We start from the raw sequence: 17,650 nt of genomic DNA, 5'->3' as shown, positions 1-17,650 counted from the left end.
GACGAAGCGTCTCGGCCGCTGATGCCCGTCACTTTCACGTGGTTTAATGCGCGCACTTTCAGTCGCTTAAGCGTTTAAGGGCGGTAGGACGGGTCTGCCAACGACGCAGAGTTCTCCCTCCGCACTCATTCAACAAGGAGTTCCCAATGCCCCATGAAGGCAGCCTGTTGCAGGCCGCAGTCGTGTTCCTGCTCGCCGCCGTTCTCACGGTTCCTCTGGCCAAACGCCTGCAACTGGGCGCCGTGATTGGCTACCTGATCGCGGGTGTGATCATCGGCCCGTCTTGCCTCGGCCTGATCGGCGATCCGCAAAGCGTCGCCCACATCTCCGAGCTGGGCGTGGTGCTGCTGTTGTTCATCATCGGCCTGGAGCTGTCGCCGCGACGCCTGTGGACCATGCGCAAATCGGTATTCGGTGTCGGCATGGCACAGGTGCTGCTCACGGGGGTGGTCATTGGCGCGGTCGCCTTGCTGGGCTTCAATCAGCCGCTCAACAGCGCCGTGGTGCTCGGCCTGGGGCTGGCGCTGTCGTCGACCGCCTTTGGCTTGCAGAGCCTGGCCGAACGCAAGGAGCTCAATGCGCCCCACGGTCGCCTGGCCTTCGCCATTCTGCTGTTCCAGGACATCGCGGCCATTCCATTGATCGCGCTGGTGCCGATGCTGGCAGGCGGTTCACACGATGCCGGTTCCGGCGATTCCCTGCGTCACGGCCTGCAAGTGCTCGGCGGTATCGCCATTGTCGTGGTCGGCGGTCGTTACCTGTTGCGTCCGGTGTTCCGCATCGTCGCCAAAACCAAACTGCAGGAAGTCTCCACCGCGACCGCATTGCTGGTGGTGATCGGCACGGCGTGGCTGATGGATCTGGTGGGCGTGTCCATGGCGCTGGGGGCATTTCTTGCTGGCCTGCTGCTGGCTGATTCCGAATACCGCCATGAGCTGGAAGCGCAGATCGAGCCGTTCAAGGGTCTGTTGCTGGGACTGTTCTTCATCAGCGTCGGCATGGGCGCCAACATCGGCCTGCTGATCAATTCGCCGTTCACCGTGCTGGGCCTGACGCTGCTGCTGATCGGCCTGAAATTGCCGCTGCTGTTTTTCGTCGGTCGTTTGGCGGGCGGCCTGGGCAAGCAAAGCGCGCTGCGCCTCGGGCTGGTCCTGGCCGCGGGCGGTGAGTTCGCTTTCGTGGTGTTCAAGATCGGCCGCGATCAGGGCCTGTTCGATGCCGCGCTGTACGACACCCTGGTGCTGACGATCACCTTGTCGATGGCGCTGACGCCGCTGTTGCTGCTGGTCCTGTCGCGCTGGCTCAAGCCCAAGCCGGTGGTCAGGGAAGTGCCGGCAGAATATAAGGAAATCGAATCCGACAACCCGCGCGTGGTCATTGCTGGTGTGGGCCGGATGGGGCAGATCGTTGCGCGTATCCTGCGCGCCCAGAATATCCCGTTCATCGCGCTGGACACGTCGGTGGAAACCATCGAGTTCACCCGCAGTTTCGGTAATGTACCGGTGTTCTACGGCGACCCCCTGCGCCCGGAAATCCTCCGCGCCGCGAAAGTGGATCAGGCCGAATACTTCGTCATCGCCACCGACGACCCGGACACCAACATCAAGACCGCCGAACTGGTGCGCAGGTTGTATCCACACATGAAGATCATTGCCCGGGCCCGTAACCGTCAGCACGTTCACCGCCTGCTGGATCTGGACGCCGAGGCGGTGCGGGAGACGTTCTATTCAAGCCTGGAGATGACCCGCCGCACCCTGATCGGGCTGGGCCTGAGTGAAGCCCAGGCGGCTGCGCGGATTGATCGATTCAAGCGTCACGACGAACAAGTGCTGAATCGCCAGCACCTGATCTACGACGATGCCGCGAAGGTCATGCAAAGCGCGCTGGAAGCCCGGACTGAACTGTCCGAGCTGTTTGAGTCCGACCGGATGGACGAGGAAGCGAGTGATGCGCAGCCTGCGTTGAAGGCTAAAAAACAGTAGCTCCACGGGTGAGCCTTCTGAAGAAGGCTCACCTCTTCAGCCCATGACTTCGCTCAGCGGAATGAAGTTGAGCAAGTCACCCTCCGCCACCGTTGTGCCTTCCACAATCTCGATCAGCCCGTCGGCCCAGGCGGCGCTGCGCAGCACACCCGAACTCTGATTGCGGTAGGCAACCAGCCGGCCCTGTTCGAGGCGTCCGCGCAGGTACTCGCGCCGGTTGCCCGGTTTGGTCCAGGTGAATGCAGCCGGCACCTGAAACTGCAGCGGCTTGACGGCCTGCACGCCGAGGCGTCTGAGCAGGTAAGGACGGGCAAGCAGCGCGAAAGTCACCAGCGTCGAGGCGGGATTGCCCGGAAGGCCGATCACCGGCACCCCACGGAAGTGGCCGAAGGTCAGCGGCTTGCCGGGTTTTATGGCCAGTTTCCACAGGGCGATCTCGCCTTCTTCACGCAGCGCGTGGCCAAGGAAATCGGCTTCGCCGACGGACACGCCGCCCGTGGAGAGGATCAGGTCGACGTTGTTCAGGCTGCCCAGCGCCGCGCGGGTTTTCTCGAGGTTATCGGGAAGGATGCCCGCGTCGACCACCTCGCAGCCCAGCCGCGTCAGCCAGCTGCACAGCAGCACGCGATTGCTGTTGTAGATCTGCCCTGGTCCCAAAGGCTGCCCCGGCTCGATCAACTCATCGCCCGTGGACAGCACAGCGACCCGGGCGCGGCGCATGACCTGCACGTGGCCGAAACCCATGCTCGCCGCCAGACCCAGTTCAATCGGGTTCATGACGGTGCCGGCATCCAGCACCTTGTCGCCGACCGTGGTCTCCTGCCCTTTGGGGCGAATGTTCTGACCGGCGCTCAAGGGTTCGAGAAAGCGCACCGTCTCATCCGCCTGGACTTCGGCGTTCTCCTGCATCTCGACGCAATCAGCCCCTTCAGGAACCGGAGCGCCCGTGAAGATCCGCGCACAGGTCCCGGGTTGCAGTGGCTCGGGCGCGTGCCCGGCGAAGATCCGCTGGCTCACCGGCAACGGCTCGCCGGTCCAGTCCGCGACGCGCATGGCGTAACCGTCCATGGCGCTGTTGGGCCAGGGCGGCAAATCCAGCGTCGAGACCAGATCCTCGGCCAGCACGCGTCCCAGGGCATCGGCCAGCGCCACGCTTTCACGCTCGGTGATCGGCGCGGCGGCGGCGAGGTCCATCAATCGCTGCATGGCCTCTTCGACCGGCATCAGGCGACTCTTTTCAGGTGCGCTCATAAAGGCTCACCCGCGGGTCGCGCAGGGTTCGGCCTTTTTCAGGTGCGGCACGAAATTGCACGGACGGAAGCTGTTGTTCAACTGGTCGGCGAGGATGCCGTCCCAGCCCGTGCGCACAGCATTAGTCGAGCCCGGCAGGCAGCAGACCAGCGTGCCGTTGGCCAGCCCGGCAAGGGCGCGGGACTGGATGGTCGAAGTGCCGATGTCGGGCAGGGAAATCTGGCGGAACAGCTCGCCAAAACCGTCCACTTGCTTGTCCAGTAGGCAAGCCACGGCTTCCGGGGTGCTGTCGCGGCCGGTGAACCCGGTGCCGCCGGTGATCAGCACGACTTGCACTTCATCATCGGCGATCCAGGTCGCCACCTGGGCGCGGATCTTGTACAGGTCATCCTTGAGCAGCACGCGCTCGATCAGGCCGTGACCAGCGGTGGTCAGGCGATCGACGAACATCTGGCCGGAGGTATCGGTTTCAAAAGTACGGGTGTCACTGACCGTCAGAACAGCAATGTTCAGGGGTACGAAAGGCGAGTCTGCCTTGGCTTTCATGGCGAGGTCCGGTTGTAGAGGAAACAGGGCGGTGTTATATCACAGCACCTGTTTTTTTCCGCGCCGACCGAGCTGAACATGACCCCTTCCGATGCCCTCCCGCCCTGCTCTATCCTGCTGCTCGCCGGCGGCCAGGGTCGCCGCATGGGCGGACGAGACAAAGGCCTGATCGCCTGGCGCGACAAGCCTTTTATCGAACATTTGCACGATGTGGTGCGCCCCCTCACGGACGATGTGATCGTATCGTGCAACCGCAACCGCGAGCACTACGCGCGCTACGCCGACCAACTGGTGGAGGACGAGCAACAGGACTTTCCCGGCCCTTATGCGGGCATTCGCGGCGGCCTTGCCGTGGCAAAACATGACTACCTGTTGGTCATCCCCTGTGACATGCCGCTGCTGGATCGCGCGCTTCTCGAGGGCCTGCGCCAGACCGCAGCCGATAACCCCGGCGTGCCGGTGATGGTCCGCCAGGGCGAGCAGTGGGAGCCGCTGTTATGCTGCATCCCCTGCCAACACGCGAACGTGTTCGAGCAGCATTGGCGACAGGGCCAGCGCAGCCCACGCCGGACCCTGGCAGAATTGCACGCCGTCGCCTTGCAGTGCGAAGCCGACGACCCGCGTCTGGCCAACCTCAACACGCCGGATCTATTGACCGAGATCACGCACTGAACGCAGCGGGCAGGTTTCATGGAACTTTGCCGTTACACTCTGCGTCAGACACATCACTAAACAAAATACCCCGGAGACACAGCAATGAAACAACGGACTCTTCCTGCCGCCTTCCTGCTTGCACTGAGCCTCGCCTCCCTGGCCGGTTGCTCTTCGCCAACCGTGATCACGCTGAACGACGGCCGTGAAATCCAGGCAACCGACGAGCCGAAGTACGACGAAGATTCGGGCTTCTATGAGTTCAAGCAGCTGGACGGTAAAGAAACCCGCATCAACAAAGATCAGGTTCGTACCGTTAAAGAACTGTGATCCCGGCTTGATCGCGAGGGGCTAATAGCCCGTCGCTGAAAGCAAAAGACCCGCCAATCGAGCGGGTCTTTTTTTGTCTGGCGTATAGGGGTGGGACGGCGAAAAACCCGTGCCTCACCAGTCCAGGGTGATCCGGCTTTCGAACACCCGCTCCTGCCCGGTCACCGGGTCAACAAAGCGCAAGCCTTGAGCGAGCAGCTTCAGCGGGTGGGCGTAGTCGTCCACGGCATCCTTGAGCACGTCGGGATAGAACGGGTCGTTGCAGATGCCGGCACCCAGGGCCGCCATGTGCACGCGCAGTTGATGTTTTTTGCCGGTCACCGGAGACAGCGCGTACCGCCAGAGCCCGCCATTCTTCTCGCTGACTTCCACGCGCGTCTCGGTGTTGCTCGGCCCGTCGCCCTCCTGCATGCGAAAGAACGGTTCGCCATCGACCAGACGGCTTTTGTGCACGCGAGGAAATGCCATGTCCGGGAGCGCCGGGGCAATCGCTTCGTAGCGTTTTTCAATCTGCCGGGTTGGAAACAGCGCCTGATACGCCGAGCGCGTCTGCCTGTTGGCCGAGAACAGCACCAACCCCGCCGTGTGCCGGTCAATGCGATGCAAAGGCACCAGATCAGGATTGTCAAGGGTACGGATCAGTCGCCGCAGCAGGGTCTGCTCGACGTACTCGCCGGCGGGGGTGACGGGCAGGAAATGTGGCTTGTCGGCGACCACCAGATGCCCGTCGGCGTATAGGATCGACTCGTGTACCGGGATCGGCGTCTCGTTGGGCACCTCGCGAAAGTAATGGATGCGCAGGCCTTCGCGGTACGCAAGGTCCACGGCGATCGGCCGGCCGTCAGCGTCCAGCACCTTGCCCCGCGCGATCCGGTCGAGCCACTGCTCGCGGCTGATGGCACTGAAGCGCTCGCACAGGCAGTCGAGCACCGTCAACCAGGGTCCGGGCGGCAGATACAACGTGCTGGCTTGACGGTGGGCGGCGGTGAACACAGGTGCGGACATAAATGACTCAGGCTGAAATAACGAAGGCGACAGGGTCGGCATTATCAATGCCGGCGACGCTTTACGCGACAGGGCAAATGACGGTTTCGCGAGAGGGCTCTATTCCGAGCCCCACAGCGGCGCGCGACGTTATGTCGCACGGAAAACCGGCGCCAGTTGTCTGACAACCACAGTGCGGTGCTGGATGCGCAAATTGATTTGTCCTAAAATGTTTCGAAATCGGCACGCAGGCGCGAATCCGAGCGGACACGAACACCCACGTGACTGAAATCGAAAACGCCTGCCAGACCTGAACCCATAAAAAGAAAGCCCGTCATCGACGGGCTTTTTTCGTTTTCAGCGTTTGTATCGCGCGTCGGGCGCCACTGCACGACGTGCTGCCACCACAGATTTCTTTTCGCAACTTTTGAGGTTACGCCCATGCTGGTTCAATTCTTCCAATGGATCAAACGTCTCTCCACCGGTACGTCATCGCAGAACGATGACAACTACTCCCAGTCCTTTTCCAACGAAGACCACGACGTGGGTCGCTGGACGTTCATGTCGGTGTTCATCGTGCTCACCCTGAGCCTGTACATCGTCGCCGGCCTTGGCTACTACGCCAAAGTCCACGTCTGGGACGGCATGACCGACGAGCAGAAAGCCGCTGTCGCTCAAGCCATGGTGGTCGACACGCAATACCTCTGATACGCGACATTTCTGAAGCCAGCGATAACGCGCAGTCCTGTGCCCTGATCGCGTGGGCGTCAGTCGCTCAGAAACAGCACGACCTGATCGGTGTCGAACGGCCAGTCCAGTTCGGCACCGGTGTCCGCCCGCCTCAGCACGGGAATTCGCAGGCTGTAGGTTTCGTGGTCCGCCTCGCTGTCGGCAATGTCGACCAGCTCCACCATCAAGCCGTGCTCAACCAGCGGCATCAGTTCCGCTTCGGCCACCTCGCACAGATGACACCCCAACGTTCCAAATAGCTGACATTCCGATGGCATGGCTCGGCCCCTCTGTGGCTGCGATTGCAAGGGTTTTGATGAGTCAGTCTAGAACTCCCCGGAAACACCGTCGAGCCTGCCCATGCGCCCAGACCTCCCTCCACGCGCCTGCCCACACTGGCGCGCAACCCTCGGCGGGCGCACCGGAACGGCGCAGAAAACGCCTTGGCCGAAACGGCAGTGCTGTTCACGCGATTGGAATGAACCTTCAGGAATGCGCCATACTCGAAACCCCATATCGTCATCCCCTAAGGAGAAAACCATGGCTCGACCTACAGCAGAAAAAGCCCAGGACATATTGATGTCTGACTTCCAGACGCTGGTTGCCGATACGGAAAAACTGCTGGCGCACACGGCCTCCCTGGCCGGTGAACAGGCCGATGAACTGCGTGAGCAGATTCGCGAAAGCCTGCTCCGTGCACGCGAAACCCTCAAGCTGACCGAAGAAACCCTGCGCGCACGCGGCAAGGAAGCGGTCATCGTCACTGAGGACTATGTTCAGAACAATCCATGGCAATCGGTAGGCATCGCAGCTGGCGTCGGCTTCCTGCTGGGCCTGCTGGCCACCCGGCGCTAACGGCCATGACGCAGCCGACAGGTCCAACCGGGACCGATCAATCCTCTTCGCCACGACGGCTGGGTGCGGCCTTTCTAGGGCTGCTGCACACCCATGTCGAGCTCTTCGGCATCGAGCTTCAGGAACAGAAAGCCCGTACGGTCAGGCTGTTGCTGTTCGCAGGCCTGGCGCTGGTTTTCGCGTTGCTGCTGCTCATCGGCCTGTCCGCGCTGTTGCTGGTTCTCGTCTGGGACAGCTATCGCCTTTACGGGATCGTCGGCCTGTGCGGGCTATACACCCTGGCAGCATTGTTCTGCGCCATGCGGCTGAAGGCGGCTGTGTTCGATGAGTCTTCACCCTTCCATTCGACCCTGGAAGAACTGGCCAACGACCGCGAGCGACTGATGCCATGAGCGCACCTCAATTGCCCCAGACCCATAACCGTCGCGAGCTGCGCAAGGCGCTGATCCGCCTGCGCATGGAAATGCACCGTCAGGAGATCCGTCAGGAATCCTCGCGATTGATGCACCCTTTGCAACGCATGCGCGGCATGGCCTCCGACCTCCCCGGCTCCCTCGGCATCAAGCATGGGCCGCTGTGGGGCGTCGGTGCCGTCACCCTGCTCGGGTTCCTCACCGGCAAGGGCACGCGCAGCAAAAAGACCGGCAGTGTCACCCGCCTGATCAAGTTCAGCGCAACCGTGTTGCCATTGATCAAGATGGCCCTGCAGAACTCGTCCCGCCGTCGCTAAAAGCCTTCTGGCTGCATTCTTGCTAAGCAACCCCGCCTTGCCCGATACGCGTATCGGGTGAGGTGACGGTGCTTGTCAGACGAGAACACTCAGCCAATCCGTCGCCAACACCACTCCGATCAACCGCCACTAAGGAGGCCCCGTGTTCGATGGGCAACCGCTCGCCTGTTTCCAGCCGTTCATCGACACCGCGACCGGGCGCATCGCCGGCGTAGAAGCCCTGGGCCGTCTGCGCCAGGCAGACGGCAGCCTGCAATCGGTCGGCCCGCTGTTCACGGACCCACGGCGCCCGGCGGTGCAATTGCGTCGGCTGGACCGGCAGGTCCGCGACAATGCCCTGAGCCGATTTCACGACGCGCCGAGCGACTGGTTCCTGAGCCTGAACATCTCCCCGCGCTGGATCAGCCGCCTGCGCGCCGACGAATCGCCGCCCAGCCTGAAGCAGCTGCAGACCTACGGCATTCCCGCGGAACGGATCGTTTTCGAAATCACCGAATTGAGCGGCGATGGCCAGCGCCTGAACGAGGTGGTCGCCCGCTACCGCGACGCCGGCGCGCGCATTGCCATCGATGATTTCGGCGCCGGCTATTCGCAGCTGGACCGGGTACTGGCGTTGCAGCCCGACATCCTCAAGCTCGACATGCGCCTGTTTCAGGCCGCAGCGCGGGGCGGCCCGAGCAGCGATGTGGTCAAGGCCCTCGCGCAGATGGCGGAGAAAACCGGGTGCTGGATCATCGCCGAAGGGGTCGAGACCGAAGCCGAGCTGGACTTCGCCCTCGAATGCGGCTCGCGCTACGTCCAAGGCTATCTGTTCGCCCCGGCGCAGCTGGATTTCTTTAATGCCAATGCATTTGTCGACCGCTTCGCCGCCCTGCGTGATCGTTACGTGATGAAGAAAGTCGGTGAGCGCGAACGGCTGATGACCCTGCGCCGCCAACTCACGCAGTTGATGTCCCGCCTGCAGAGCTGGGCCGAGGGCAACGCGCCGCTGAGTGATTTGCCCCAGGTCACTGACTTCCCGTGGCTGCTGCGCTTTTACCAGTGCGACCGCCATGGCACGCAGCTCACGCCGAATCTGGAATGGCGCAACGGCGCGTGGACCGCCGACGCCCGGTATCTGGGCCATAACTGGTCGTGGCGACCCTATTTCTATCACCTGCTCGCCGAGGGCTGGCACGAGCGGCGCCTGACACTGTCGAGCACCTACCGGGACGCCACCAGCAATCAGTATTGCCTGACGGCCGGACAATTCTTCGACAACGGCGAGCGCCTGTTGCTGATCGATGTCGACGCAGCAGGGTTTTGATGACGCTTCTTGACGCCGCATCGGCGATCTTGTGCTTGCAGCGTGCGGGGCGAACCGGGAAGCTAGCGCGGTAATCACCCGACGGAGTACCGGCCTTGGATTGGCAAACCCTGCTCACCCGCGAGCGCCTTGGCAAAACCCTGCACAGCCCTGAGGAACTGGGCCGCAGTCCGTTCCACAAGGATCACGACCGCATTATTTTCTCCGGTGCCTTTCGCCGTCTAGGCCGCAAGACCCAGGTTCACCCGGTCACCAGCAACGACCACATTCACACGCGCCTGACCCATTCGCTGGAGGTCAGCTGCGTCGGCCGCTCGCTGGGCATGCGCGTCGGCGAAACCCTGCGCAGCGCCCTGCCCGACTGGTGTGACCCCAGCGATCTAGGCATGGTCGTGCAATCGGCCTGTCTGGCGCACGACATCGGTAACCCGCCGTTCGGCCACTCTGGCGAAGACGCCATTCGCAACTGGTTCAAACAGGCCGCCGGCCGCGGCTGGCTCGACGCGATGAGCGAAGTCGAGCGCAATGACTTTCTCAATTTCGAAGGCAATGCCCAGGGTTTTCGCGTCCTGACTCAGCTGGAGTACCACCAGTTCGAGGGCGGCACGCGGCTGACCTACGCGACCCTCGGCACCTACCTGAAATACCCGTGGACGGCGCGTCACGCCGACTCGCTGGGCTACAAGAAACACAAATTCGGCTGCTACCAGAGCGAGCTGCCGATCCTCGAGCAAATCGCCGGCAAGCTCGGTCTGCCGCAGATCGAGGATCAACGCTGGGCCCGGCATCCGCTGGTGTACCTGATGGAGGCCGCCGACGACATCTGCTACGCGCTGATCGATCTCGAAGACGGCCTGGAAATGGAGTTGCTCACCTACGACGAAGTGGAGTCGCTGTTGTTGGGCCTGGTGGGCGATGACCTGCCGGAAACCTACCGCCAGTTGGGCCCCAAGGACTCCCGTCGTCGCAAGCTGGCGATTCTGCGCGGCAAGGCCATCGAGCACCTGACCAACGCCGCCGCCCGCGCGTTCGTCGAACAGCAGGACGCACTGCTGGCCGGCACGCTGCAGGGTGATCTGGTCGAACACATGCACGGGCCGGCCAAGCGCTGCGTGCTCAACGCCAAGGACATGGCGCGCAAGAAGATCTTCCAGGACAAGCGCAAGACGCTGCACGAAATCGGCGCCTACACCACGCTGGAGATCCTGCTGAACGCCTTCTGCGGCGCGGCGCTGGAACAGTTCGGCGGGCATGAGCCGTCGTTCAAGAGCCGGCGCATTCTCGATCTGCTGGGCAATAATGCGCCCGACCCGAGCTGGCCGTTGCACACGTCGTTTCTCAGGGTCATCGACTTCATCGCCGGCATGACCGACAGCTACGCCAGCGAAATGGCCCGTGAGATGACCGGCCACTCCAACCCCGCCTAGGGCTGCCCGCCAGCCGTGGCGCCCTTCCGAGGACGCTTGCCAAAGCCCGAATACGAACCGGTATTCGGGCTTTTCTCGTTGGTGCTTCAGTCAATCCAACAGCAACTTCGGACATTTCCTACGCAACCGTCGGAATGCCCTTATCGCTGGTCATACATCGCTGCCGAATAATCCGCGCCATTCCGAGCCTTGGGACAACCCGACCCATTACCTCCCGAAGACACCGCCCGCCCTGCGAGCGCGCCGCCGGCCCGCCTTCAAACGGCGGCGCTCATTTCCCCTACGTCTGGAACCGCCGATGTTCACGAAAGATTTCCGAATCCTGTTGGTTGAGGATCATCCGTTTCAGTTGATTGCCTTGCAGATTCTGCTGAACAACCACGGCCTGTACCGTGTCACGCCAGCGCTCAATGCCAGCGAAGCACTCGGCGCCATGGAGCGCAGCGCCGAGCCCTATGACCTGCTGCTCTGTGACCAGCGTCTGCCAGGCATGTGTGGCCTGGAGCTGATTCAGACGGCGAACCAGCGCGGGTTGGTCCAGCGCGCCGTGCTGCTCAGCGGCCTGGACGCGGATCCGCTGGCGAACCTTGAGTCCGAGGCCAGGGCGCTGGGCCTGCCACTGCTGGGGTGCCTGAGTAAGCCGCTTAACACCCTCGAGCTGATCAGCCTGCTGTCCGCACCCGCTTAAGGTTGCCTGCATGGCAGCCTTTTTTGGATATATCGGGCAAGAATGCAGACCGCTGCCCAGCGCCTATTGCCAAAGCGCCGTTGATATCGTTGAACCGACATGTTTAAGCAGGTAGGCAAAGTTTCGGGATTATGTAGGGTTATTCCGATTCGCAATAAACGCGCGCACTTAAATGCATATCGATTGATGGTAAATGCTGTTACGTATTAAACATTCATGACCGCTGCGTGTATCCACGTACGCACATACGCTTATTTCTGTAGGAACATTCCTATATAGCGCTTCGGGCATGATCTCTTCGTGTGCGCCTCTGAACATCTGGGATAAGGTGCGCGCTTTCTTGCCACCCGTTATGGATTGATCATGAACTCTATTTTTATTATCGACGACCACCCGGTCATACGAATGGCCATACGTATGCTTCTGGAAAACGAGAATTACGAGGTGGTCGGAGAGACCGACAACGGTGTCGACGCCATGCAGATGGTCCGTGAATGCATGCCCGATCTCATCATCCTGGACATCAGCATCCCCAAGCTGGACGGGCTCGAAGTCCTCGCCCGCTTCAACGCCATGAACCTGCCCTCGAAAATTCTCGTACTCACTGCTCAGGCGCCGAGCCTGTTCGCCATCCGGTGCATGCAGTCGGGCGCTTCGGGATATGTCTGCAAGCAGGAAGACCTCAGCGAACTTGTCAGTTCGGTCAAAGCGGTATTATCCGGCTACAATTACTTTCCCAGTCAGGCCCTTGCCGCATCAATCAAAAAAGAGGGTGACCCCAACGAGCTTGAGCGCTTCAAACTCGTCAATGACCGTGAACTGATGGTGTTGCAACTGTTTGCCCAAGGGCGGACAAACAAGGAAATCGCCAAAGGCATGTTCCTCAGCAACAAAACGGTCAGCACTTACAAAACCCGATTGATGCAAAAACTCAAGGCCAAGACTCTGGTAGAACTTATCGAGATGGCAAAACGTAATTCGCTAGTGTGAGAGACAGGATGCCAAAGGCGTTAAAGGACTATTGGATAGCAGCCGTGATTGTCTGCCTGAGCTTCGATAGCCAGGCAGAACCCCTGGCGCCGGAACGCTACACGCTGCTGAGCCGCTCCAACCCTGCGCACATGGACGTGACGCTGGAGCGCGCCCAGTGGCAATGGGTGCGCAACAAGCGCGAGCTCGTGGTCGGCACCTCCGCGCCGGACTATCCGCCTTTCGACATGACCCTGACCGGGCACGACTACGAAGGCTTTACCGCCGACTACATCGGCATTCTCGGACGCGTGCTCGACCTGCCGGTCAAGGTCCTGCGTTTCGCCAGCCGCGACGAGGCGGTTCAGGCGCTGAGCAAGGGCGAAATCGATCTGCTGGGCAGCGCCAATGGCTACGAAGCGGCGTCGCGCGGGATCGTACTGTCTACGCCCTACGCCGTGGATCAGCCCGTCCTGGTGACCCGCGCCGGCGAGGCCCGGCCCCTGAGCGGCGACCTCAACGGTTTGCGCCTGAGCATGGTTTATCACTACCTGCCGCCCGACGAAATCGCCGCGCTGTATCCCAAGGCGCGCCTGCAGACCTTCCCCTCCTTCCAGAGCGCGATCAACGCCGTGGCCTTCAATCAGGCCGACGTGTTTCTGGGCGACACCATCTCCACCCACTACGTGATCAACAAGGGCTATCTGAACAACGTGCAGATGGCCAATTTCGGCAAGCACGAGGCAAACGGTTTCAGCTTCGCCGTGCAGGCTTCAAACCCGATACTGCTGGACATCGTCAATCGGATCATCAAAGGCATTCCGGTGGAAGAGCGCATCGCCATTTCCAAACGCTGGGGCGCAGGCAGCGATCTGATGCTCACCGACCAGAAGCTGCAGCTCAATCAACGGGAAGAACGCTGGATCGCTCAGCATCCGACCGTTCGCGTGGTGTTCAACGAGGCTTACGCGCCGCTGACGTTTTTTGATGCAGCCGGCAATTTCAGCGGCGTCACCGCCGACTTGCTCGAACTCATCCGCCTGCGCACCGGGCTCACCTTCAAGGTCAGCCATGCCGCCAGCATGAACGACATGACCAACCAGTTGAGCCAGGGCCAGGCCGACCTGATTGGCGCGATGATTCCCAGCGAAGAGCGCCAGAACCGCTTCAATTTCAGCCGGCCGTACATGGATAACGTGTTCGTGCTGGTCACCCGCAAGGAAACCTCGGCGCCCTCCAATCTCGATCAACTGGACGGCAAGCGGGTGGCGCTGGCCCTCAGCAGCCCGATCCTGCCTTTCCTGCGCGACCAGCACCCGGGCATTTATCCGGTGGAGGTCGACAACCCGGCGCAAGCCCTGGACCTGCTGGCCCACGGCCGTACCGAGGGCGCCATCACGTCGCTGTTCAGCGCCAGTTATTTCCTCTCCTCCCGGGCGTTGAACGACACGTTGCAGATGCGCGTGACCGTCGGGCAGGAACCGGCGCGCATTGCCATGGCCACGTCACGCAATGCGACCGAACTGACCTCGATTCTCGACAAGGCGCTGTCGAGCATCGCCCCGGAAGACCTGGCCGCGATCAACAATCGCTGGCGCACGTATACGCCGCCGAGCAGCGGCGCGTGGCACGACTATGAGCTGTTGATCTATCAGATCATCGGCGGCGCCAGCCTGTTGCTGCTCGGCTCGCTGGCCTGGAATGCCTGGATGCGCCGGCAGATAAAACAGCGCGAACGCGCCGAGCGGGCGCTCAACGATCAGTTCGAATTCATGAGCGCGCTGCTCAACGGCACGCCTCATCCCATCTATGTCCGCGACCGCGACGGCCTGCTGAAAATGTGCAACGAAAGCTACCTCGCCGCCTTTGCCGAGCGGCGCGAGGACGTGATCGGCAAAAGCATCCTGGACGGTGTACTGAGCAACACCGAAGAGGCCCAGGGTTACGTCGAGGATTACAAGCGCGTCATGGCCGACAACGAGCCCTTGATTCTCGACCGCTCGCTGCACATCGGCGGCCGCGAGCTGACGATCTACCACTGGATCCTGCCGTTCCGCGATTCCCTCGGCAAAGTGCAAGGCATCATCGGCGGCTGGATCGACATCAGCGAACGGCGGCAACTGATCGAGCAACTGCAGACGGCCAAGGACCTGGCGGACGATGCCAACCGCGCCAAAAGCACCTTCCTGGCAACCATGAGCCATGAGATCCGCACGCCCATGAACGCCGTCATCGGCATGCTCGAGCTGGCCCTGAAGCGTGCCGACCACGGCCATCTCGACCGACCGGCCATCGAAGTGGCCTACAGCTCGGCGAAGGATTTGCTCGAACTGATCGGCGATATCCTCGACATCGCGCGCATCGAGTCGGGGCGACTGAGCCTGAGCCCCGAGCGCGCCAACCTGCGCCAGCTGGTCGAATCCGTGGTGCGGGTGTTCGACGGTCTGGCCCGGCAGAAAAGCCTCACCCTGGCCCTGGATCTGGACGCGCGGACCAACACCGATGTGCTGATCGACCCGCTGCGCTTCAAGCAGATCCTCTCCAATCTCATCAGCAACGCCATCAAGTTCACCGAAATGGGTCAGGTCAAGATCACCCTGCAGACCGAAGCCGGCCGCAGCCCCCAGCAAATGCGCGTGCAAGTGGTGATTCACGACAGCGGCATCGGCATCACCGAGCAGGACCAGCAGCGGCTGTTTGCGCCCTTCTCTCAGGTCGATCAATCCGGGCAACTGGCGCGCACCGGCGCCGGCCTGGGTCTGGTGATCTGTCGCAGCCTGTGCGAAATGATGGGCGGGAAGCTGACGCTGAGCAGCCGCCCCGGGGATGGCACGCGCATCGAAATGACCTTCGAGTTCACCACCCTGGAGCCGCTGGAGGCGAAAAGCATCGCCCGTGAAGCGGTCACCCATGCCTCGGGACAGCTGCATGTTCTGATCGTCGACGACCACCCGGCGAACCGTCTGTTGCTGTTCGAGCAACTGTGCTTCCTCGGGCACCGCTGCGACATGGCGCTTCAGGGTGCCGAAGCGCTGGAACGCTGGCGTGCAGAACGTTTTGATCTGGTGATCGCCGACTGCAACATGCCGGTCATGAACGGCTACGACCTCACCCGGGCCATCCGTCAGCTGGAGCAAACCGAGGCGCGTCCGCGCTGCACCGTGCTGGGCTACACCGCCAATGCGCAGCCTGAGGAAAAGCAACGCTGCCGTGATGCCGGGATGGATGACTGCCTGTTCAAACCCATCAGCCTGACCGCGCTGAACGACCGCCTGCGCAAGGTCATGCCGCTGCGGCCTTCGTCTGCGCCGGGCACGCTCCCGGCCCTGCCCGCTCAGCCGCCCCAAGCTGTGTTCGACCCGCACACCATCGAAGCGTTGACCGGTGGCAGGGTCGACATGAATGAGCGACTACTGGATCAGCTCATCGCCAGCATGCGTCAGGACCGCGCCGAGCTGAACGCGACCACGCTGCCGAACCAGCTGAAAGACATCGGCCACAAGGTGCGCGGCGCCGCGAACATCATTTCGGCAACCGCGGTCATTCAAGGCTGCGAAGCGCTGGAAGCGGCCTGCGAGGCCGACGCGCCGGAGGCCATTGTCGGCGAGCGGCAGTCTGCACTCAATGCGGCGATGGGCGCGCTGGAGCAGGCGCTGGTGGCTTATCGCGGGAAAGCGCCCGCGTCACAGGCAGGGCCGCAGGTATGAAGCTGATCGCGATGAACGCGGCTGATTTTCAGGGGTTTGCTGCCCGTTCGGTCGCCGGGTACGCCCGGGACATTGCGCGGACCTACGGGCTGCGTGATGCGCTGGCCTGCACAAGCGCAAACGCTGACTTCAATGAACTGTTGGAGGACGGTCTGGACACCGAGGGGCATTACTTCTACCGCGTGTGCAACGCCGATGGCACTGAGGTAGGCAGCCTCTGGATAGGGATTGTGGAGAACCCGCCGTTGCCCACCCGACTGTTCGTCTACGACCTGGAAATTGATCAGGCCTTCAGAGGTCAGGGTCTGGGCAGGCAGGCACTGATCGCCGTCGAAGCCTGGGCCCTCGAGCGCGGCATTCGGCGTCTGGAGTTGAACGTGTTTTCGGACAACGTTGCCGCGCGGACGCTCTACGAGACCTCGGGGATGGCGGTCTGCGAGATGACCATGGGCAAGGATTTATAGCCCGCCACTGTGTGCGCCCGGATCAGGCCGGCCCGGCAGCAGAATCGACGCTGCCGTACGGCGCCAGATGCTCGCTGAGGTACTTGAGCAGAATGCTGACCTTCGGCAGCGCCTCTCGGGCTTTCAGCCAGACCAGGTTCATCGGCAGTCCATCGGTCGCAAGCTCCGGGAGCACTTCCACCAGCCGACCTTCGTTGAGGTGGGTCTGCACCAGCCAGGTCGGCAACTGAGCGATGCCATGGCCTTCCAGCGTGGCCGACACCTCCCCCTCCCCGTCGCCCACGGCAATGCGCGGATGAATGACCCGACGCTCCTGATCTCCCGGCACGCGCCCGCGGAAATACCAGGGTCCGACCTGCCCGTCGGACTGGCCGTAGGCGATGCAGTGATGATGCTCGAGATCGGCGTCGGTCTGCGGCCGACCGTGCTCGGCGATATAACTCGGCGCGGCACAGAAGACCAGTCGCTGGGCGCCGATGAACCGATGCCCCAGCCCCGCCGCCCAGGCGTCGCGCCCACCGATCCTGACCACAATATCGATGCCTTCATGCACCGGATCGACAAACCGGTCGGAGAACGAAATATGCGGTTGCAGCAGCGGGTACTCTTTGACGAAATTGAGAATCAGCGGCAACACATGGAGGCGCCCGTAGGACGCGGGCAAATCAATCCGCACCCGGCCATGGGGTTCATGCCGCTCCGAGGCGAGGGCCAGTTCGGCTTCTTCGAGGTCTGCCAGCACGCCGCTGCAGGTGGCGTAGAACTTCACACCGGCTTCGGTGAGGGACAACCGGCGAGTGGTGCGGTTGAACAAACGCTGGCCCAACCGCTGTTCCAGGCGGGCGATGCCTTTGCTGACCGCCGAGGCTGTCAGGTTCAGCTTGAGTGCGGCATTGGCGAAGCTGCCGAAATCGGCCACTGCCACAAATACGTCAATGCCTTTGAGACGCTCGGAGGAGAACAACGCGAACACCATTACTGAATTGGATTCGCGATAGTAAGTCATTTATGTCGCGGATGAGAACACAGAT

General features: G+C 62.0%; 19 protein-coding genes. 13 read left to right on the top strand and 6 right to left on the bottom strand.

Annotation, left to right across the window (positions count from 1 at the left end; translation table 11 throughout):
• Window positions 1-146 precede the first annotated feature (146 nt).
• Window positions 147-1,982, top strand: a complete 1,836-nt coding sequence (locus BBI10_RS20740; RefSeq protein ID WP_065991501.1) for a monovalent cation:proton antiporter-2 (CPA2) family protein — start codon at window positions 147-149, stop codon at window positions 1,980-1,982.
• 36 nt (window positions 1,983-2,018) lie between these two features.
• On the opposite strand, the gene BBI10_RS20735 is transcribed toward BBI10_RS20740, so the two are convergent.
• Together BBI10_RS20735 and moaB are read right to left on the bottom strand one after the other, a co-directional pair.
• On the bottom strand, window positions 2,019-3,233 hold the full coding sequence (locus tag BBI10_RS20735) for a molybdopterin molybdotransferase MoeA (RefSeq protein WP_065991500.1): 1,215 nt from the start codon (window positions 3,231-3,233) through the stop codon (window positions 2,019-2,021).
• Window positions 3,234-3,239: 6 nt separating this feature from the next.
• A complete protein-coding gene (gene moaB / locus BBI10_RS20730; protein ID WP_065991499.1) occupies window positions 3,240-3,779 on the bottom strand; it encodes a molybdenum cofactor biosynthesis protein B in 540 nt (179 codons plus the stop codon).
• 78 nt (window positions 3,780-3,857) lie between these two features.
• Here moaB and mobA point away from each other — a divergent pair, with 78 nt between their 5' ends.
• Both mobA and BBI10_RS20720 read left to right on the top strand, forming a co-directional pair.
• Window positions 3,858-4,451, top strand: a complete 594-nt coding sequence (gene mobA, locus BBI10_RS20725) for a molybdenum cofactor guanylyltransferase MobA (protein ID WP_065991498.1) — start codon at window positions 3,858-3,860, stop codon at window positions 4,449-4,451.
• An 84-nt stretch (window positions 4,452-4,535) separates the two neighbouring features.
• A complete protein-coding gene (locus BBI10_RS20720; protein ID WP_065991497.1) occupies window positions 4,536-4,760 on the top strand; it encodes a YgdI/YgdR family lipoprotein in 225 nt (74 codons plus the stop codon).
• 114 nt (window positions 4,761-4,874) lie between these two features.
• On the opposite strand, the gene BBI10_RS20715 is transcribed toward BBI10_RS20720, so the two are convergent.
• Window positions 4,875-5,765 (bottom strand): RluA family pseudouridine synthase, encoded by an 891-nt coding sequence (locus BBI10_RS20715; RefSeq protein ID WP_065991496.1) that lies wholly within the window; start codon window positions 5,763-5,765, stop codon window positions 4,875-4,877.
• A 203-nt stretch (window positions 5,766-5,968) separates the two neighbouring features.
• Window positions 5,969-6,187, bottom strand: coding sequence for a hypothetical protein (locus tag BBI10_RS20710; protein WP_065991495.1), 219 nt, complete (start codon window positions 6,185-6,187; stop codon window positions 5,969-5,971).
• Here BBI10_RS20710 and BBI10_RS20705 point away from each other — a divergent pair.
• Window positions 6,186-6,452 (top strand): hypothetical protein, encoded by a 267-nt coding sequence (locus BBI10_RS20705; RefSeq protein WP_065991494.1) that lies wholly within the window; start codon window positions 6,186-6,188, stop codon window positions 6,450-6,452. The genes BBI10_RS20710 and BBI10_RS20705 overlap by 2 nt on opposite strands.
• A 59-nt stretch (window positions 6,453-6,511) precedes the next feature.
• Here the strand turns inward: BBI10_RS20705 and BBI10_RS20700 are convergent, their stop codons facing one another.
• Window positions 6,512-6,751 (bottom strand): glutaredoxin family protein, encoded by a 240-nt coding sequence (locus BBI10_RS20700; RefSeq protein WP_065991493.1) that lies wholly within the window; start codon window positions 6,749-6,751, stop codon window positions 6,512-6,514.
• A 262-nt stretch (window positions 6,752-7,013) separates the two neighbouring features.
• Here BBI10_RS20700 and BBI10_RS20695 point away from each other — a divergent pair, with 262 nt between their 5' ends.
• From BBI10_RS20695 to BBI10_RS20655, 9 genes are all read left to right on the top strand, one after another.
• Complete coding sequence (locus BBI10_RS20695; RefSeq protein ID WP_065991492.1) at window positions 7,014-7,328, top strand: DUF883 family protein; 315 nt, start codon at window positions 7,014-7,016, stop codon at window positions 7,326-7,328.
• Between the two features lie 5 nt (window positions 7,329-7,333).
• A complete protein-coding gene (locus BBI10_RS20690) occupies window positions 7,334-7,720 on the top strand; it encodes a phage holin family protein (RefSeq protein WP_065991491.1) in 387 nt (128 codons plus the stop codon).
• A complete protein-coding gene (locus BBI10_RS20685; RefSeq protein WP_065991490.1) occupies window positions 7,717-8,058 on the top strand; it encodes a hypothetical protein in 342 nt (113 codons plus the stop codon). Before BBI10_RS20690 ends, BBI10_RS20685 begins: the two co-directional genes overlap by 4 nt.
• A 142-nt stretch (window positions 8,059-8,200) precedes the next feature.
• A complete protein-coding gene (locus tag BBI10_RS20680) occupies window positions 8,201-9,364 on the top strand; it encodes an EAL domain-containing protein (protein ID WP_065991489.1) in 1,164 nt (387 codons plus the stop codon).
• 95 nt (window positions 9,365-9,459) lie between these two features.
• A complete protein-coding gene (locus tag BBI10_RS20675) occupies window positions 9,460-10,791 on the top strand; it encodes a deoxyguanosinetriphosphate triphosphohydrolase (protein ID WP_065991488.1) in 1,332 nt (443 codons plus the stop codon).
• A 298-nt stretch (window positions 10,792-11,089) separates the two neighbouring features.
• Window positions 11,090-11,479 carry a response regulator gene (locus BBI10_RS20670; protein WP_065991487.1) on the top strand — a complete coding sequence of 130 codons (390 nt, stop codon included), beginning with the start codon at window positions 11,090-11,092 and terminating at the stop codon, window positions 11,477-11,479.
• 363 nt (window positions 11,480-11,842) lie between these two features.
• Window positions 11,843-12,469 (top strand): response regulator transcription factor, encoded by a 627-nt coding sequence (locus tag BBI10_RS20665; protein ID WP_065991486.1) that lies wholly within the window; start codon window positions 11,843-11,845, stop codon window positions 12,467-12,469.
• Window positions 12,470-12,477: 8 nt separating this feature from the next.
• Window positions 12,478-16,155: a transporter substrate-binding domain-containing protein gene (locus BBI10_RS20660; RefSeq protein ID WP_065991485.1), complete on the top strand. Its 3,678-nt coding sequence runs from the start codon at window positions 12,478-12,480 to the stop codon at window positions 16,153-16,155.
• Entirely contained in the window at window positions 16,152-16,619 is a 468-nt protein-coding gene (locus tag BBI10_RS20655; RefSeq protein ID WP_065991484.1) for a GNAT family N-acetyltransferase, read from the top strand. Before BBI10_RS20660 ends, BBI10_RS20655 begins: the two co-directional genes overlap by 4 nt.
• 22 nt (window positions 16,620-16,641) lie before the next feature.
• Here BBI10_RS20655 and BBI10_RS20650 read toward each other — a convergent pair whose 3' ends face one another.
• Complete coding sequence (locus tag BBI10_RS20650) at window positions 16,642-17,583, bottom strand: LysR family transcriptional regulator (RefSeq protein ID WP_065991736.1); 942 nt, start codon at window positions 17,581-17,583, stop codon at window positions 16,642-16,644.
• Window positions 17,584-17,650: the final 67 nt, after the last annotated feature.

Source organism: Pseudomonas graminis, from assembly GCF_001705435.1.
GTDB lineage: Bacteria > Pseudomonadota > Gammaproteobacteria > Pseudomonadales > Pseudomonadaceae > Aquipseudomonas > Aquipseudomonas graminis_B.
Note: the sequence above shows the minus strand (reverse complement) of the source record. Positions and strands in the feature narration are given on the sequence as shown.

Bases quoted from the DNA above. Each gene is read 5' to 3' on its own strand.
- BBI10_RS20715 (WP_065991496.1), bottom strand. From the start codon at position 5,765: ATGTCCGCACCTGTGTTCACCGCCGCCCACCGTCAAGCCAGCACGTTG.
- BBI10_RS20735 (WP_065991500.1), bottom strand. From the start codon at position 3,233: ATGAGCGCACCTGAAAAGAGTCGCCTGATGCCGGTCGAAGAGGCCATG.
- BBI10_RS20710 (WP_065991495.1), bottom strand. From the start codon at position 6,187: ATGGGCGTAACCTCAAAAGTTGCGAAAAGAAATCTGTGGTGGCAGCAC.
- BBI10_RS20740 (WP_065991501.1), top strand. From the start codon at position 147: ATGCCCCATGAAGGCAGCCTGTTGCAGGCCGCAGTCGTGTTCCTGCTC.
- moaB (WP_065991499.1), bottom strand. From the start codon at position 3,779: ATGAAAGCCAAGGCAGACTCGCCTTTCGTACCCCTGAACATTGCTGTT.
- BBI10_RS20695 (WP_065991492.1), top strand. From the start codon at position 7,014: ATGGCTCGACCTACAGCAGAAAAAGCCCAGGACATATTGATGTCTGAC.
- BBI10_RS20665 (WP_065991486.1), top strand. From the start codon at position 11,843: ATGAACTCTATTTTTATTATCGACGACCACCCGGTCATACGAATGGCC.
- BBI10_RS20670 (WP_065991487.1), top strand. From the start codon at position 11,090: ATGTTCACGAAAGATTTCCGAATCCTGTTGGTTGAGGATCATCCGTTT.
- BBI10_RS20655 (WP_065991484.1), top strand. From the start codon at position 16,152: ATGAAGCTGATCGCGATGAACGCGGCTGATTTTCAGGGGTTTGCTGCC.
- BBI10_RS20705 (WP_065991494.1), top strand. From the start codon at position 6,186: ATGCTGGTTCAATTCTTCCAATGGATCAAACGTCTCTCCACCGGTACG.
- BBI10_RS20720 (WP_065991497.1), top strand. From the start codon at position 4,536: ATGAAACAACGGACTCTTCCTGCCGCCTTCCTGCTTGCACTGAGCCTC.
- mobA (WP_065991498.1), top strand. From the start codon at position 3,858: ATGACCCCTTCCGATGCCCTCCCGCCCTGCTCTATCCTGCTGCTCGCC.
- BBI10_RS20690 (WP_065991491.1), top strand. From the start codon at position 7,334: ATGACGCAGCCGACAGGTCCAACCGGGACCGATCAATCCTCTTCGCCA.
- BBI10_RS20685 (WP_065991490.1), top strand. From the start codon at position 7,717: ATGAGCGCACCTCAATTGCCCCAGACCCATAACCGTCGCGAGCTGCGC.
- BBI10_RS20660 (WP_065991485.1), top strand. From the start codon at position 12,478: ATGCCAAAGGCGTTAAAGGACTATTGGATAGCAGCCGTGATTGTCTGC.
- BBI10_RS20700 (WP_065991493.1), bottom strand. From the start codon at position 6,751: ATGCCATCGGAATGTCAGCTATTTGGAACGTTGGGGTGTCATCTGTGC.